This is a genomic window from Saccharibacillus endophyticus (genome assembly GCF_013185185.1).
In the GTDB taxonomy this organism is placed as follows: domain Bacteria; phylum Bacillota; class Bacilli; order Paenibacillales; family Paenibacillaceae; genus Saccharibacillus; species Saccharibacillus endophyticus.
The window spans coordinates 24,118-40,683 of sequence record NZ_JAAZWE010000007.1; the positions used below are offsets into that span (position 1 = coordinate 24,118).

The window sequence follows — 16,566 nt, forward strand, 5'->3', positions numbered from 1 at the left end:
CTTGTACCGATTCGACGCCGAAGGCATGGATTCCCATGCGAAGCTTGAATTTTTCGCGAAATCGCGTTACCTTTAAATTTAATTCGATGATATGACGGATGGTACACATGGAAACAATATCAGGAGCGAGGAGAACAACATGAAAACCGAACCTACTGTGGAAGTTGACGATACAAAAAACGACGATCTGGTCACGATGGAAGACATCGTCCGGGCGCATCACAGGCTGCGCGAAGCGATCGTGCGCACGCCGCTGCATCGCGATGCGACATTGTCGGCCAAATACGAATGCGACGTTTACTTGAAACGCGAAGACCAGCAGGTGGTGCGTTCGTTCAAGATCCGCGGCTCTTACAACAAAATCCGCAGCCTCAGCGAAGAGGAACGCGAACGCGGCATCGTTTGCGCGAGCGCGGGCAACCATGCGCAGGGCGTCGCTTTTTCCTGCCACGCATTGGGCATTCACGGAAAAATCTATATGCCGAGCACGACGCCGAACCAAAAGGTGAAAATGGTACGCAAATTCGGCGGACAAAGCGTCGAAGTCATTTTGACCGGCGATACGTTCGACGATGCGTATGCGGAAGCGATGAAAGCGTGCACGGAGCTGGAATTGACCTTTATCCATCCGTTCGACGACCCGATGATCATCGCGGGCAACGGCACGGTCGGCATGGAGATCATGGAGAGCCTGGAACAACCGGCCGACTATGTGTTCCTGACGATCGGCGGGGGCGGCTTGGCTGCGGGAGTGTCCCAATATATCAAGACGATGAGCCCGTCCACGCGCATGATCGGGGTCGAACCGCTGGGTGCGGCTTCGATGAGCGAAGCGATGGCGCGCGGACAAGTCGTGACGCTCGACGAGATCGACAAATTCGTCGACGGCGCGGCCGTGAAAAGAGTCGGACAGCATACCTACGACATCTGCAAGCGGATGCTCGACGAGGTCGTGAAGGTACCGGAAGGAAAGGTCTGCACGACGATCCTCGACCTGTACAACGAGAATGCGATCGTGGCCGAGCCTGCAGGAGCGATTCCGGTAGCAGCACTGGACCTGTACCGCGACGAGATCAAAGGCAAAACGATCGTCTGCGTCATCAGCGGCGGCAACAACGATATCGACCGCATGCAGGAGATCAAGGAGCGTTCGCTCATTTTCGAAGGGCTGAAGCATTATTTCCTGATCAACTTCCCCCAAAGAGCAGGCGCGCTCCGCGAGTTTCTGGAAAAAGCGCTCGGTCCGAACGACGATATCGCGCGCTTTGAATATACGAAGAAGAATGACAAAGAAAACGGTCCGGCCCTGGTAGGCATCGAGCTGACGGCGCGCGAAGACTACGAACCGCTGATCGCCCGAATGGACGAGCAGGGCATCAACTACACCGAACTGAATCGCGATCCGAGCCTGTTCAGTCTGTTGATCTGAGGGTTAGATCGCATTTGCATCGATTCTTTTCCATTCCTGAAAATAAGCCTGTCCCAACCCGGAATTCCGGAGCTTGGACAGGCTTTTGACTTTGGCGGCTTGAAATATTTTGTCAGAGGGCATAGATTTGGATAACATGAAATGGATACCGATCAACAAAGGAGAGAACCCCATGATTCGTTACCCGTTATTGAAAGAAGGCGCGACGGTCGGCGTCACGGCTCCGTCCTCGGGGGTTGAGCCCTCCATGCATGACCTTTTGAAGCAGGCGATCCGACGGATGGAAAAGGAAGGCTTCGCGGTATCGGGCGGCGATACGATCTGGACGCAGCACAAAGCCAAATCCGCTCCCGCCCGCCTTCGTGCAGACGAGTTGAACCGGATGCTGAAGGATGATCGAATCGGTCTTGTACTGCCGCCCTGGGGCGGGGAACTGCTGGTTGAAGTATTGGAGTACATCGACTACGAGCAGATCGGCGAAAAGTGGCTGCTGGGCTACTCGGATATCAGCCTGCTGCTGCTTGCGGTCACGCTGAATACGGGCCTTGCCACCGCGCACGGCACCAATTTGGTCGATCTGCGCGGAAGCATCGACGACGAGACGACCGCCAAGTGGCGCGAAGCGCTGACGACACCTGCAGGCGGATCGTTCGAGCAGCGTTCTTCCGAGCGATATCAGGTCGAATGGAAGCACCGGGCAGAAAATGCCGAACAGGACAGCTCGGACGACAGCGTGTTCAACCTGACCGAACCGACCGTCTGGCGCAGCATTTCCGGCAGCGACGTCGGTCTGAAGGGACGTCTGCTCGGAGGCTGTATCGACGTAATCCGCCATCTGATCGGTACGCCTTACGGCGACGTGCGAGCTTTCCGCGAGAAGCATATGCCCGGCGAGCCTGTACTCTGGTATTTGGAAAACTGCGAAATGAACACCGCCGACCTGCGCCGCTCGCTGGTCCAGATGAAGTTGGCGGGATGGTTCGAGAACTGTTCCGGCCTGATGTTCGGACGCAGCCCCGCCAACACGCCGGTCGGCGGTTACACGGCCGAAGACGTCTACCGCGACCTGTCCGAGGAACTGGGAGTACCTGTGCTGTACGATATCGACTGCGGCCATATGCCGCCGCAGCTGACGCTGATCAACGGCGCGATGGCCCAGGTCGAGTTCTCCGAAGAAAAAGGTACGGCGAGCGTGTTGCAGATTTTCAAGTAAGTTCGGGGTGCATGGCATTTTGAGCAGCGACAATTTTGGGTACAATTTTATTTTCTTCAAGCTCTAAACTTTTCCCTCGGTTTCCCGATATAATTCGAGTGATTTTATACATCTAAGAGAAACCTGAGGGGGAAATTTTTTTGATCGCTACAAAGAAAGTATTGGCATCTTTATTGGTTGCGGCAAGTATGATGGGTTCCTTTGCAGCTCAAGCTGAAAGCGTTCCAGCATTCAAAGACTTGAATCAAGCTTCTTCTTGGGCCCGCGATTCTATCACCCAAGCGCAACTTCTCAATCTTTTCTCAGGAGATGCCAACGGTAATTTCCGCCCGAACGGTCAGATTACCCGCGAAGAAATGGCGAAAGTTATCGTCGAACTGCTTAAGCTTCCGTTAGATTCCGAAGCGGCGACGACGTTCAAAGACGTTCCCGAAAATCAATGGAGCGTTCCTTATATCGAAGCCGTTAAAAAAGCGGGAATTATGCTGGGCGGCGGAAATGGCACTTTCAGTCCCAAACAAACGCTGACTCGCGAGCAATTGGCGATTGTGATCGTCAAAGCTCTTAATCTTCCTATTGAATCGGACGCCAGCGCCTTGTCTCAATTCCAAGATGCTGATTCTATTCATGACTGGGCTTCCCGTTATGTGGCAAGTGCGGTCAAATCCGGCTTGATGAACGGCAGCGGCGGCAAATTCAATCCCACTGCCGTCAGTAATCGACAAGAAGCCGCGATGGTAGCCGTTCGGACGTATAAGGTCAAAGAACAAGCTGCCGTGCCTGCGCCGATCCCGTCGCCTGTACCCCCAATGCCGATCCCGGCACCGCAACCGATTCCCGCACCTGCGCCGATCCCGGTTGCGCCGCCCGCGCCGACACCTATTCAGACGACGCCTTCTCCGACTCCGTCACCGGCTAATCAGGCGCCTTCGGTTTCGAAAGTTCAAATCATCGGCAGTGCAATGGCGGGAGAGACTTTGACCGGCAGCTATGAGTACTACGATGCGGATGGTGACGCCGAGAAGAATACAACGATGAATTGGCATCTGGTGAACGAAGACGGCTCGTACATTCCGATTCCTCAAGCTACGGGGAATACGTATACGATCACTTCCGAAGATATCGGCAAAAAACTCGTCTTCGCCGTGATTCCGCGAGATGCTCGAGGAACATCGGGCATAGCGACCTATTCGAAGCCGACTGCAATCGTCCTTCGAGGTGCCGATCATAAACCGGAAGCCGTCGACGTTACGGTCATCGGAACTCCGGAAGTCGGCAAGCAACTTTCGGGAAGCTATTTTTTCAAAGATATCGACGGCGACACAGAAGAAGGATCGACTTACGAGTGGTACCGCTTAGCGGAAAATCACTCGCCCGAACTCATCGAAGGAGCGAACGCTCCCGTATATACGCTGACGAATCGCGATATCGACTATACAATCGTCTTCATCGTCACTCCCAAAGATTCAAGCGGCAAAATTGGCAATGCCGGCATGTCGGCGCCGACTGCTCCGGTCAAAGCGGTTAATCAAGCCCCGACCGTTTCCGAAGTCAAGATTATTGGAACTCCGGAGGTCGGCAAGGAGTTGACGGGAAGTTATGTATTCTCTGATGCCGACGGAGATAGCGAAGCGGGTACGACGTATGCATGGTCGCGTACAGGAGACGATGAAACAACGCAACCGATCGTCGGAGCGAACGGAATATCCTATACGCCGACGTCTGACGATATCGGTAAGATCTTGATATTCCGAGTAACGCCCAAAGACTCGAAAGGCCAGACGGGTATCCAGCAGATGGGGCTTTCTTCCGTCGTTAAAGCTGCCAATCAAGCTCCGACTGCTTCTAACGTTAAGATCGAGAGCAATAGCGGCTTTTTCGAAATCGGCGAGACCTTAGGCGGCAGCTACGACTTCAGCGATCCGGACGGAAATACTGAAGGCGAATCGACGTACCAGTGGTACCGTCTTGAAAGCGATAATTCGATGGTGCCGATCGATGGCGCCACTAGTAAGACGTATAAGCTGACAAGCAGCGATGCAAACCATAGAGTTTATTTTGAAGTCATCACGAAAGATCAGTACGGATTGGCCGGAACGCCTAAATTATCGAAGGTCAGTCCTCCGATACTGAATTGACATCATTAAAAGATCTGCTTGAATATAGGTTCGAAAAACTGGTACGATCCGATGCATGGAAGAACAAAAGAAAAAGCGAATAAAAAGAACGGCCTGGTAGGATTAAAAACCGGGCCGTTCTTTTTATTTCCTTATAAATAAGCGAAAAGCGAATTTCTCCCGCAGCGCACCGAGCTTATTCTCACTGAGCTACCGTACTGTTATACTCCTGAATCTTCTGCGTAATCTCAGCCGAAGCGCGATCCAGCGCGTCCTGAGGCGATGCCGCGCCCGTGAGCGCTTCTTCGATCGCCGTTTCCGTCAACTGGCGGGCTTCCGGGAATACGCCCATGACGGCGCCTTGAGTAGCTGGCGTCAGTTCCGTATTGTGCAGTTGGTCAATGGCTGTCTGGAATTGAGGATACTTTTCCAGGTTTTCTTTGACCAGATCTTCGTTGTACGCTTCTTTGGTAATCGGGAAGTAGCCCGTGTTTACGTGCCAGTAAGCTTGCGTAGCCGGTTCGGCCAGGAACTTGATGAACTGCCAAGCCGCTTGCTGCTCTTCTTCCGGGCGGTCGTTCAGCATCCAGAGGCTTGCGCCGCCGACGATCACGCCGCCTTTGCCCGCATCGGCTTCGGTCGGTTTCGGCAGGGCGGCCGTTCCGACTTCGAACTTGCCTTCGGCAGCCTGCACGATGCCGCGCAGGGAAGCCGTGCTGTCGAGGGTCATCGCGATTTGTCCGGCTGCGAAAGCTTTCTTGGTATCGTCCGTTTTGCGGCCGAGGTTCAGCATGGAGCCTTCGTCGACCATCTTTTTCCACCATTCGAGCGTGCTGACGGCGGCAGGAGCACCCAGTTGTGCTTGATCGGCCATTCCTTCGCGACCATTGCTGTTGTTGAGCAGTTCCGCGCCCTGATTGGCAAGCAATTGCTCCATGAACCAGCCGTAGATCGCGAACGATCCGCCCGTCATGCCGTCTTTGGTCAGCGTTTTGGCCGCTTCTTCGACTTCCGCGTACGTCTTCGGCGGGTTCTCCGGGTCGAGTCCGGCTGCTTTGAACGCGTCTTTGTTATAGTAGAGAATCGGGTTCGACGTGTTGAACGGCATCGAGTAGAGGCGGTCGTCGAACGTGTAGTAGCCGAGAATGTTTTCTTCCAGATGCGACACGTCATAGCTTTCCTTGTCGATAAACTGCTGCATCGGCGTGATCGCGCCGGAATCGATCATAAAACGGCTGCCGATCTCATAGGTCTGAATCATAGTCGGTCCCGTGCCGGAGCCCATCGCGGTCTTCAGCTTGTTCAGGCTCTCGTCGTATGTACCCTGGAACACGGCTTCGACTTGCACGTCGTCCTGGGATTCGTTGAACTGCTTCACCAACTCGTCAACGACCGTACCCAGTTCACCGCTCATTGCGTGCCACCAGACGACTTTAACCGGATCGCCGCCGCTTTCCGTCGTATCCGTGCTGCCCGAGGTACTTCCCGAAGCATTGCTTGAAGCGGCCTCGGCCGTTCCCGTTCCGGTTGCAGTCTGATTACCGCCGCCTCCGCATGCAGTCAGAACCACCATCAACATGCATAGGCAGGCAAACATCCACTTTCGGCTGCTTTTCATCGAAAATTCCCACTCCCTCTTCTTTGTAGTCGTTGCATGAAGCGTACGTATTGCCTATAAAGAGTTGCATTGATGCCCGTAAAAAAGGACCCGGAGGAAGGCGGAGTCGCAGAGCTGTCCGCGTGTCCGTCCGGGCTATATGGAGATCCGGGGCACTCCGCACAAGGTAGGGGGAGGCAGAGGCGGTGCCGGACTCCACGAGAACCGCGCTTCGCCGATGGCACGGCGCGGACCGTTTCGGTTGCACCGCAGCGAGCGGTGCGTTCAAGTCTGAGAGGGACCCGGCGGGGGCCGGGTCGGGATTCGGACGGCTATGCGCCGTCTCCGCTTTTGTCGCGAATGTTTGCGTATTCGTGAGAAAAGCGGAAACGGCGATCCGAAAGAACGAACCCTATATTCGTTGAGCATGGTATTCTTCGGCAATCGTTATCCTTTCAAAGCACCCGCCGTCAGTCCGCCGACCAATCGGCCGAGGCCGAGCGCCAGCATGATCAACGACGGCAGCAGGACCAGCACCAGTCCTGCCATAACCAGGTTCCAAGCGGTCATTTCCGAGAATTGCAGCATGCTGACCCCGATCTGCACGGTGCGCATCTTTTCGCTGCTCGTCACCAAAAGAGGCCAGAGATACATATTCCAATGATTCAGGAACGAATACACGCCGAGCGTGGCGAGTCCGGGCATCGACAATGGAACGGCCAAGCGCAGGAAGATGCGAATATGTCCGCAGCCGTCGATCCGCGCAGCCTCCATCAGTTCTTTCGGAAGCTGGAGGAAGAACTGCCGCATCAGGAACACGCCGAACGCGGTCGCAAGAAACGGAACCGTCAATCCCGCGTAGCTGTCGAGCCAGCCCCAACTGCGTACGGTCAAGTAGTTCGGAATCACCGCGACTTCCCACGGAATCATCATCGTGGACAGGAACAGCGCGAAGATGATTTTTTTGCCGGGAAAACGCAGAAAAGCGAACGCGTAAGCGGCCATGCACGACGTTACCAGACAGCCGATCGTAATCACGCTGCTCACGATAAAACTGTTCAAAATAAACCGCACGATCGGAATCGAAGCCAACACGCCGGAGAAATTGTCCAGATGAAGCCCGGTCGGCCACAGCTTCGGCGGATAGGCAGCCGATTCGGCTTCAGTCATAAAAGCATTGGATAGCGTAATCCAAAACGGAAACAGGATGAATACCGCCGCGACGGCCGATAGCAGGTAAGCCAGTGTACGGGACACCGAGAGTCGTTTCACTGGTAATGCACCTTCCTTTCGGCGAACACGAATTGAATAACGGTAATGAGCAGCACGATTGCGAACAGCACAAGCGCTTGAGCGCTGCCGACTCCGAAGCGGAAGTTGACGAACGCATCTTCATAGAGACTGAAGACAAGCACGTCGGTACTGTTGACGGGGCCGCCTTTGGTCAGAATGTTGATCTGTCCGAAGGCTTGGAACGCCCCGATGACCGATGTAACAGAGGCGAAGAACAAGGTCGGCGAGACGAGCGGCAGCGTCAGCGTCCAGAAGGTGCGCATCGGGCCGGAGCCGTCGATCCTGGCGCTCTCGTAGATTTCTTCCGGAATTCCCTGCATCCCGCCGAGCAGCAGGATGAACAGGAAACCGACATTCATCCAGACGGTCATGAGGGAGATCGACAGCAGCGCCATATTGGGATCGGTCAGCCACTGGACGGGAGCGAGCCCCATTTTGCCGAGAAAATAATTCAGGCTTCCGAGCGTGGGATGAAAAAGAACCATCCACATGATCGAGCCCGTGCTGACGGATACGGCGATCGGCAACGCGAACACGAAGCGGAAGATGCGCATGCCCCGAATCTTGCTGCGGCAGACGGCGGCGAAGGCGAGCGCAAGCGCCAAGCTGGCCGGAACCGTGAACAAAATGAATTTCAACGTTACGACGAGGCTGTTCGGAAATCCCGACGAAGCGAAAAGATTACGGAAATTGGTCAAGCCTACGAAGTTTGCGACCTGTCCGCGAGGATTCGTCGAGTGCAGGCTCAGGTAGACGGATTGAATCAAGGGATAGAACAGAAAAATGCCGAATAGCAGTAAGGCCGGAGCAATGAACAGCGCGGCCAGCGCGGCTTCGCGGAATCGGCCGAGATTGGCGGCGCGCGAAGGATCGCCGCTGACGCTTGCGCCTGCTGCTTTGCGTTTTTTATCGAGCGAAACCGAAGCGGTCTTGTCCATGTTTTCCATGCGCGGGGCCAAGCCTCCTTATGTATGCCTGAAATGCCGAGTGTCGGGTAAACCCTGGCTCTCCCGACCAAGCACGTTAAGCCTACCAATACTTTGTTAAATAAAACCCCCCTGTTGTGTAAAAAATCCATTTTACGGTAAATTCGTTCTTTTAACATGGGATTTACGTAGAATGGGTATACTAAGGGGAAAGAGGAACAGACTATATAAGAGCGGCCGAAGGCCGATCGGGAGAAGAGGCGATAGTTATGAATGAATGGATTCGAAGTACGGATACCCTTCAAACCAAGCAACGTTCGGCGGCAGGCAAGCCCGGTGCGCCGATCATTTTTGCGCATCGAGGGGCTTCGGGGACGCGGCCCGAAAACACGATGGCAGCTTTTCGACGGGCGGTAGAGCTTGGAGCAACGGGAATCGAGACGGATGTGCAGCTTAGCGCCGACGGAGAACCGGTGCTGATTCACGATGAGACGCTGTCCCGCACGGCCGGAGCATCGGGCTGGGTAGGCGATAAGACATACGCGGAGCTTCGCAGTCTCGACGCCGGAAGCTGGTACCATCCCGAGTTTATGGGCGAGCCGATTCCGCATTTGACCGAGTTGTTACAATTGGGGAAGGATACGGGAATCGTTTTGAATATTGAGCTTAAAAATACGATTCGCGCTTATTCGGGCCTGGAAGAGAAAGTGGTTCGGGCGGTTCGGGAGTACGGATTGGAGAGTCGCACGATCCTTTCGAGCTTCAACCATTATTCGCTCGCTTTATGTAAAAAGTTGGCGCCGGAGATCCGTACGGGCGTGTTATATATGGAAGGGTTATATCGGCCGTGGGATTACGCAAAGACGCTTGGCGCCGATGCGCTGCATGCGTACGACCCTGCGGTTACGGCGGAGCGGGTGCGGGAAGCGCTGGAAGCCGGCGGCGTTGATTATCATCCGTTTACCGTCAATGACGAAGCGCGTTTGAATGCCTTGATCGAGATGGGGACGGCGGGGATTATTACCGACCACCCGGACCGGGCGTTACGGTTATTGATGCAGCGTCGGATGGATTCAGGGCTTTAAAGGCCGATTTTGAGGCAGGCGCGGCAAAGAAAAGTAAAATCAATGTAAAAAACAAGGGCAGCGCGCATTGCGCCGCCCTGTTTGGTTTGCTAAGGTTAAGTCTAATGAAAAGGTAAACAAACCGGCATTAATTATTGTCCGGCAGTCCGCGTGCGGACGCCGGGGACAAGGAGCTATCCAACGCTATGACTACCCTACCTGAAACGACCCGCCCCGAGGCGGAGCAAACCAGCCTTCGGGCCGGCATTATCGATATCGGTTCCAACTCGATCCGGCTCGTCGTGTACGAGAGCGAGAGCGGCGGCTCATACCGCGTCTTGACAGAGTCGCGCGAAGCGGCCCGGCTCAGCGCGTTGGTTACTGCGGACGGTATCATGCCGTCGCCCGCCATCCATTCCGTCGTGCCCGTGCTGCGACAGTTCATCGAGATCTGCAAAGCCTACGGGGCCGCGAAAATCCGCGCGGTCGCTACGGCAGCGATCCGAAACGCTTCCAATTCCGATCAGATCATCGAGATTCTGAATCGCGAGACCGGGTTGGACATCGAGCTGCTGCCCGGCGAAATGGAAGGCCATTACGGATTTATCGGCGTCGTCAACAAGATCGATATCGCCGAAGGCTTCATTATCGATATCGGCGGCGGCAGTACCGAGATCACGTTATTCCAGGAGCGTCGGCGCGTGTCGAGCTTCTCGTTCCCGTTCGGCGCGGTCAACATGAACGTGCGTTTCGGCGGAAGCGGAAGCTGGACGGAAGAACGCGTCGGCGAATTGGAAGATTTCGTGCTGGCCGAAGCCCGCAAGCATCCGTGGATGTCGGAACATCCCGGACTCGACCTCGTCGGTCTGGGCGGTACCATCCGCGGACTCGGCAAAATGGATCAGCGCCGGCGCAATTACTCGCTGCCGCATACGCATAATTACGCGATGCAGGGCGAAGACGTCGATTATTTCTACCATTCGCTTCCGGGCATGGACAACAACCGCCGCAAACGCGTGCCGGGTTTGTCGAAGAACCGGATCGATATCATCGTGCCGGGCATGATTATTTTGCGTACCCTGTTCCGTCATATGAAAGCTGCCCGTTATGTCGTCAGCGCGACAGGCCTGCGCGAAGGGCTGTTTTTCGAGCTGCTGCGTCCCGAACAGGCCGTGCACGAGAACGTCCTCGAATTCGAGCTTCGCGCGCTGCTCGCGAATGCGCCGAAGCCGCGTCAGCTTCACCTTCGCCAAACGGAGCGCTTCGCGCGCATCCTGTACGAAGCACTGAGCGAAGGCGGCGAAGACGAATGGAACCGCAAGCTGCTTCGCGTGGCGGCCTGGACGTATCAGACCGGAACGGAGATCGGCTATATCGATTATGAAGAGCATACGCAGTATCTGTTGACCAAGCGGCCGCTGGCCGGACTGACGCATCGGGAAATCATCCTGACCGCGCTGATCGCCGGGCTCGCCGCGAAGTTCAAATGGCGCAAAAGCGCTACGGCGCAGACGTATAAAGACATTCTGCTTCCGAAAGACGAAGAACGCACCCGCCGCCTGGGAGCCGTACTTCAAATGGCGGCCGCGCTGGACTCCAGCGAGACGCAGGCCGTAACGGATCTGAAAGCGAAACGAAGCGGCGATCACTTCGAAATGGAGCTGACCTGCCGCACGGAAGCTTTTATGGAGATCCGTGACCTGAAGCTGGCTTCGAAGGAATTCGAAAAGGAATGGAACGTGCGGATCGAATTGAAGATCCGTTCGGCGAGCAAATAAAATAGGTTCGTCAGTTAAAATTTCGGCGTAGGTATTTCCTCAAAGCAGAAACAGAGCGTTATCATGGCGCAGCAATCGAGCAATCTGGTCAAAAAGCTAGGTGTTGGCGAAATTGAGCGCACTTTGCCCGAATGTTGACGTTTTGCATACATTTTAAAATGATTCTGCTTGACGATCGGCCATTAATCCACAAAACAAAACACGCAAACCAAAAACCGGTTGCCCGTCGTCAATGACGGGCAGCCGGTTTTTTTAATCAACATTTGTACAGTAAAGCTCGTGATTGAATTCATAATCAAACCCGCTGCAAACTTTCGCACGATTCGCACGATTCGCACGATTCGCACGATTCGCATTATCGTCGAACGGCGCAAAAGGTTAATCTCGGCCCATTGCCATTTGTCTAAACCAGCGTGGACTTCCATGTCCGAATATCTTCGGCGCGGAATTGGCTGCGGAAGTCTTCTTCGCCGTTTTCGAACGGTTCGTAGCTGCCTCTTGAAGTCAAAATGCGAGCCTTCACATTATCCTTCAGGTACAGCTTGACGATGTTAAGCAGCGTATCTTTGCAACCGGCATCGCGGATCGGGCACATCAGCTCGACGCGGCGCGTCAAGTTGCGGGTCATCCAGTCTGCGCTGGCCAGGAAGATTTCGGAATCTTCGCCGCCGCCGTTTTCGAAGTAGAAGATCCGGGAATGTTCCAGATAACGGTCGACGATGCTGCGCACCGTAATATTTTCGCTCAATCCTTCGACGCCCGGGCGCAAGCAGCAGACGCCGCGCACGATCAGGTCGATCTTGACGCCGGCCTTCGAAGCTTCGTACAGTTCGTCGATGATCTGCTGATTGGAGAGCGAGTTGAACTTGGCGATGATGCGGGAAGGACGGCCAGCCTTCGCATGATCGGCTTCGCGGCGAATATTGGTCACGAACGTGCCCATCATCGTATCCGGCGCGACCGAAATCTCTTGCCAATCCGGGTGGCGCGAGTAACCGGTGATATGGTTGAACAGCTCCGACGCGTCTTCGCCGATCGAAGCGTTGGAAGTCATCAGACCGACGTCCGTATACAGGCGCGCGGTCGTATCGTTGTAGTTGCCCGTGCCGACATGGACGTAGCGGCGCAAGCCGTCTTCCTCGCGCCGAACGACGAGGATCGCTTTGGCGTGCGTCTTTAACCCGACCAGACCGTATACGACGTGGCATCCGGCTTTTTCCAGTTCGCGAGCCCAAGTGATGTTACGTTCTTCGTCGAAGCGGGCTTTCAGTTCGACGACGACAGTGACCTGTTTGCCTGCTTCGGCCGCTTCGGCGAGCGAGCGAATGATCGGCGATTTGCTGCTGACCCGGTATAACGTCATCTTGATCGCCATCACGCCAGGATCTTCGGCGGCCTGCTCGACAAAGTCGCTTACGGCGTCGAACGATTCGAACGGATGGTGCAAGAGCACGTCGCGTTCTTTCAATGTTGCGAAGAAATCGGTGTCCTCGCCGTCCGCGAATTCCGGCGGGTAAACGGAGCGTGCCGTCGGATAACGCAGGTGATCCCGGTTTTTGATCGAGCCCGCGAACGACGTCATGAAGCCGAGGTCGATCGGACCGTCGATTTCGTAGACGGCATCGTTGATTTCGAATTCTTCCAGCAGCAGTTGCAGGGCGTAGGGATGGAAGTCTTTCTCTACTTCGAGACGTACAGGCGCGCCGCGGCGGCGTTTGCGCAGCTTGTTCTCGATCTCTTCGAGCAGGTCTTCCGCTTCTTCTTCGTTGATCTCCAGATCCGCGTCCCGAGACAGGCGGAACGCATGCACGGCTACCGGCTTGTAGCCGCTGAAGAGCGTCTGGATATGATTGCAGATCAGTTCGTCGATCAGGACGTAGACTTGCTTTTTGCTATGGCTGCGGCTTGCGACGGGAATAAGGCGCGGCAGAATCGAAGGGATCTGCACGATCGCGAAGTAATAACGTTCGTCGTCAGGCAGATCGGCTGTCGCGTTTTCGCGTTCGAGCACGGCGGCCAGATAGACGTTCTGACTATGCACAAGCGGGAACGGGCGGCTGAGATCGACCGCCATCGGCGTCAGGATCGGGAAGATGACGTCATGGAAGTAGTCGTCGGCGGACTTTTGTTGGGTTGCGGTCAAATCATTGTAATGGCTGAGCACGAGATTATCTTTCGCGAGCAAGCGAATCAGGTCGCGATATGTACGATACTCGGCAGTGACCATTTTTTCGACGCGTTTCGAGAGCCGCTTGTAGAGAACCTGCGGCGTATAGCCGGAAAAGTCTTTTTTGACGATACCGGCTTTGAGTTGATTGCGGATGCCCGCCACTCGGACGCTCATGAATTCGTCCAGGTTGCGCGAGACGATGCCCAGAAACTTGGCGCGTTCCAGAAGTGGCGTATCCGGGTGCTGCGCTTCTTCAAGTACGCGATAATTGAATTCGATCCAACTGAGGTCACGGTTGATGTAGTACGGGGAAGAACCCCGGTGAGCGGCTTGGTTATCCATAATTCCTCCAAAATTACGGCGCGTATGCGCCACAGATTGTTTGTGCCCCGACAGCAGCGCAAACGTTGTTTGCACAAGCATTGATTCGTTTACGAAAGCAATCGACCGCAGGTTGCGCGGATGAATCTAACTCCTTTAAGTATAACGCCCATTTGTTAAGCGGATGTAAAGAAGTGCTTTTTCCAATTAGATTCCATATTCGGCGTTCGGAAAAATAATCCTCCGAATTTTGAACAAAACGTGTCGGTTTAAACGTTTTATGACCCGAATGCGAAAAAAGATTCTACAGAGAAATAAACAAAGATCAACATTTTGTAAAACTTCGCGACATGAAATTTTTTTCATGCGTGACGTATTGTCGAAAATCCTTCAGTTGTCGGGAAAGGAAACGAGCGTCTGCGAAGAAAGTGAAGCGTTTGCAGGGAATGAGGCGCTTTACCTCGAAAAGAGTACGGATAGGCACCGGGCGGCGCCGCGTCGAGCGAACGGCATTCCGGCCCGCCAGCCTTCAGTCCGCAAGAAGAAAGGACGGATAACGCTTATGGGACGCTTGCATTACGGAGTCGCTTATTACGATGAATACATGCCCTACGAGCGGCTGGACAAAGACATCGAAATGATGAAAGCGGCGGGCATCACAGTCGTCCGCATCGCGGAATCGACCTGGAGCACGCATGAACCGCAAAACGGCGTGTTCGACTTCAAATCGGTGGATCGGGTACTGGACGCCATGCACAAAGCAGGCATTGACGTGATTATCGGTACGCCGACGTACGCGATTCCGCCTTGGATGGTACGCGAGCATCCGGAAGTATTGGCGGTCACGAAAGACGGTCCCGGCAAGTACGGCGCCCGTCAGATCATGGATATTACAAGTCCGGCGTACCTGTTCTACGCGGAACGCATCATTCGCAAGCTGATCAGCCGCACCTGCGCGCATCCGGCGGTAATCGGCTACCAGCTCGATAACGAGACGAAGCATTACGGTACGGCGGGGCCGAACGTGCAGCTTCAATTCGTGAAGGCGATGCGGGAAAAATTCGGCAACGATCTGAACGAGTTGAACCGGCGCTTCGGACTGACTTACTGGAGCAACCGGATCGAAGCGTGGGAAGATTTCCCCTCGGCGCTGGGCACGATCAACGGCAGCCTGGGTGCGGAATTCGCCCGTTTCCAGCGGCAGCTCGTGACCGATTTTCTGGCGTGGCAGGCGGGCATCGTCAACGAGTACAAAAAGCCGGGGCAGTTCGTCACGCATAACTTCGACTTCGAATGGCGCGGCCATTCGTACGGCGTGCAGCGGGACGTGGATCATTTTAAAGCGGCCGAATGCCTGGATATCGCCGGCGTGGACATTTACCATCCGTCGCAAGGCGAGCTGACGGGTGCGGAAATCTCGTTCGGCGGGGACATGACGCGTTCGCTCAAGCAGTCCAACTATTTGGTTTTGGAGACGCAGGCGCAGGCTTTCCCGCATTGGACGCCGTATCCGGGGCAGCTTCGATTGCTCGCGTTCAGCCATCTGGCGTCGGGAGCGAGCATGGTCGCATATTGGCACTGGCATTCGATCCACAATTCGTTCGAGACGTATTGGAAAGGACTGCTGAGCCACGATCTGCAGCCGAACCCGATCTATAATGAAGCGAAAACGATCGGAGCCGACTTTGCGCGCCTGAGCGAATCGTTGTCCGGCGTACGCAAAATCAACCGCGTCGCGATGCTGGTCAGCAACGAAGCGCTCAGTTCGATCGACTGGTTCCCTTTGCCGGGCGGAGTGAATTACAACGATGTCGTTCGCCGCTGCTACGATGCGCTGTACAAGCTGAATGTCGGCTGCGACTTCATTCATCCCGAGACGGACGCGAAGGTGCTTGCGGAATACGACCTGATCGTCGTGCCAGCTCTGTATAGCGCGCCGGATCAACTGTTGGAGAAGCTGAATGACTATACGGAAAAAGGCGGACATATCTTTTATACGTTCAAAAGCGGATTTACGAACGACGACGTGCAGGTGCGAACAAGCGCGCAGCCCGGACTTATCGAGCGCGCTTGCGGCGTGAATTATCAGCTGTTTATCGAGCCGAAAGACGTCCGTATTCAGGTAACCAACGACTTCTCCGCGATAAGCGAAGAAGCGGGCAGCGTGGAGACGTGGATGGAACTGCTCACGCCGACGACGGCGGAGGTGCTGGCGCGCTACGATCATCCGCAATGGAACGAGTATGCCGCGATTACGCGCAATGTCTTTGGCAAAGGAACAGCGACGTATATCGGGTTTATGCCGGAGGAGAAGCTGCTGCTCGGCTTGTTCGAACAAGTGCTGCGCGAAGCCGGACTATGGGGACAAGACCAGAAGCTGGCTTTCCCGCTGATCGTCAAATCCGGGATCAACCGCGCAGGCTGCCGGGTCCGTTATTTCCTGAATTATTCGGACGAGTCCGTATCGTTCGACTACGGTTATCGCGACGGACGCGAGCTGCTGTCGGGCGACGATATCCGGCATGGCCAACTGCTGCGCCTGCCCGGCTGGGGCTTCGCGATCGTGGAAGACCGGGAGAGTGCGGCCTGCTCGTCGGCGATCGAAGACGGAGTAGCCAAGGATTAACGATGAGGATGTCGATCCGCTTAACTATGCGG

General features: G+C 55.2%; 10 protein-coding genes. 6 read left to right on the forward strand and 4 right to left on the reverse strand.

Annotated features, from left to right (window positions below; genetic code table 11):
* The first annotated feature begins 139 nt into the window (after positions 1 to 139).
* The 3 genes from ilvA (at position 140) to HRQ63_RS22015 (ending at position 4,780) form a co-directional block, all read left to right on the forward strand.
* Positions 140 to 1,429: a threonine ammonia-lyase IlvA gene (gene ilvA, locus HRQ63_RS22005; RefSeq protein ID WP_172247312.1), complete on the forward strand. Its 1,290-nt coding sequence runs from the start codon at positions 140 to 142 to the stop codon at positions 1,427 to 1,429.
* A 172-nt stretch (positions 1,430 to 1,601) separates the two neighbouring features.
* The gene (locus HRQ63_RS22010) at positions 1,602 to 2,642 is read left to right on the forward strand and encodes a S66 family peptidase (protein ID WP_172247518.1); all 1,041 of its coding nucleotides are present in this window, start codon (positions 1,602 to 1,604) and stop codon (positions 2,640 to 2,642) included.
* Between the two features lie 140 nt (positions 2,643 to 2,782).
* A complete protein-coding gene (locus HRQ63_RS22015; protein WP_172247313.1) occupies positions 2,783 to 4,780 on the forward strand; it encodes an S-layer homology domain-containing protein in 1,998 nt (665 codons plus the stop codon).
* A 181-nt stretch (positions 4,781 to 4,961) separates the two neighbouring features.
* Here HRQ63_RS22015 and HRQ63_RS22020 read toward each other — a convergent pair whose 3' ends face one another.
* From HRQ63_RS22020 to HRQ63_RS22030, 3 genes are all read right to left on the reverse strand, one after another.
* On the reverse strand, positions 4,962 to 6,377 hold the full coding sequence (locus tag HRQ63_RS22020; protein WP_172247314.1) for an ABC transporter substrate-binding protein: 1,416 nt from the start codon (positions 6,375 to 6,377) through the stop codon (positions 4,962 to 4,964).
* A 426-nt stretch (positions 6,378 to 6,803) separates the two neighbouring features.
* A complete protein-coding gene (locus tag HRQ63_RS22025) occupies positions 6,804 to 7,628 on the reverse strand; it encodes a carbohydrate ABC transporter permease (protein WP_172247315.1) in 825 nt (274 codons plus the stop codon).
* Positions 7,625 to 8,596, reverse strand: coding sequence for a carbohydrate ABC transporter permease (locus HRQ63_RS22030; RefSeq protein WP_172247316.1), 972 nt, complete (start codon positions 8,594 to 8,596; stop codon positions 7,625 to 7,627). Before HRQ63_RS22030 ends, HRQ63_RS22025 begins: the two co-directional genes overlap by 4 nt.
* Positions 8,597 to 8,844: 248 nt before the next feature.
* Between HRQ63_RS22030 and HRQ63_RS22035 the strand changes: the two genes are divergently transcribed.
* Together HRQ63_RS22035 and HRQ63_RS22040 are read left to right on the forward strand one after the other, a co-directional pair.
* Entirely contained in the window at positions 8,845 to 9,660 is an 816-nt protein-coding gene (locus tag HRQ63_RS22035) for a glycerophosphodiester phosphodiesterase (RefSeq protein ID WP_172247317.1), read from the forward strand.
* A 185-nt stretch (positions 9,661 to 9,845) separates the two neighbouring features.
* Positions 9,846 to 11,417, forward strand: coding sequence for a Ppx/GppA phosphatase family protein (locus tag HRQ63_RS22040; protein WP_172247318.1), 1,572 nt, complete (start codon positions 9,846 to 9,848; stop codon positions 11,415 to 11,417).
* A 403-nt stretch (positions 11,418 to 11,820) separates the two neighbouring features.
* Here HRQ63_RS22040 and ppk1 read toward each other — a convergent pair whose 3' ends face one another.
* Positions 11,821 to 13,929, reverse strand: a complete 2,109-nt coding sequence (ppk1, locus tag HRQ63_RS22045) for a polyphosphate kinase 1 (RefSeq protein WP_172247319.1) — start codon at positions 13,927 to 13,929, stop codon at positions 11,821 to 11,823.
* A 541-nt stretch (positions 13,930 to 14,470) separates the two neighbouring features.
* On the opposite strand from ppk1, the gene HRQ63_RS22050 reads away from it, so the two are divergent.
* Complete coding sequence (locus HRQ63_RS22050) at positions 14,471 to 16,534, forward strand: beta-galactosidase (RefSeq protein ID WP_172247320.1); 2,064 nt, start codon at positions 14,471 to 14,473, stop codon at positions 16,532 to 16,534.
* The last annotated feature ends 32 nt before the right edge of the window (positions 16,535 to 16,566 follow it).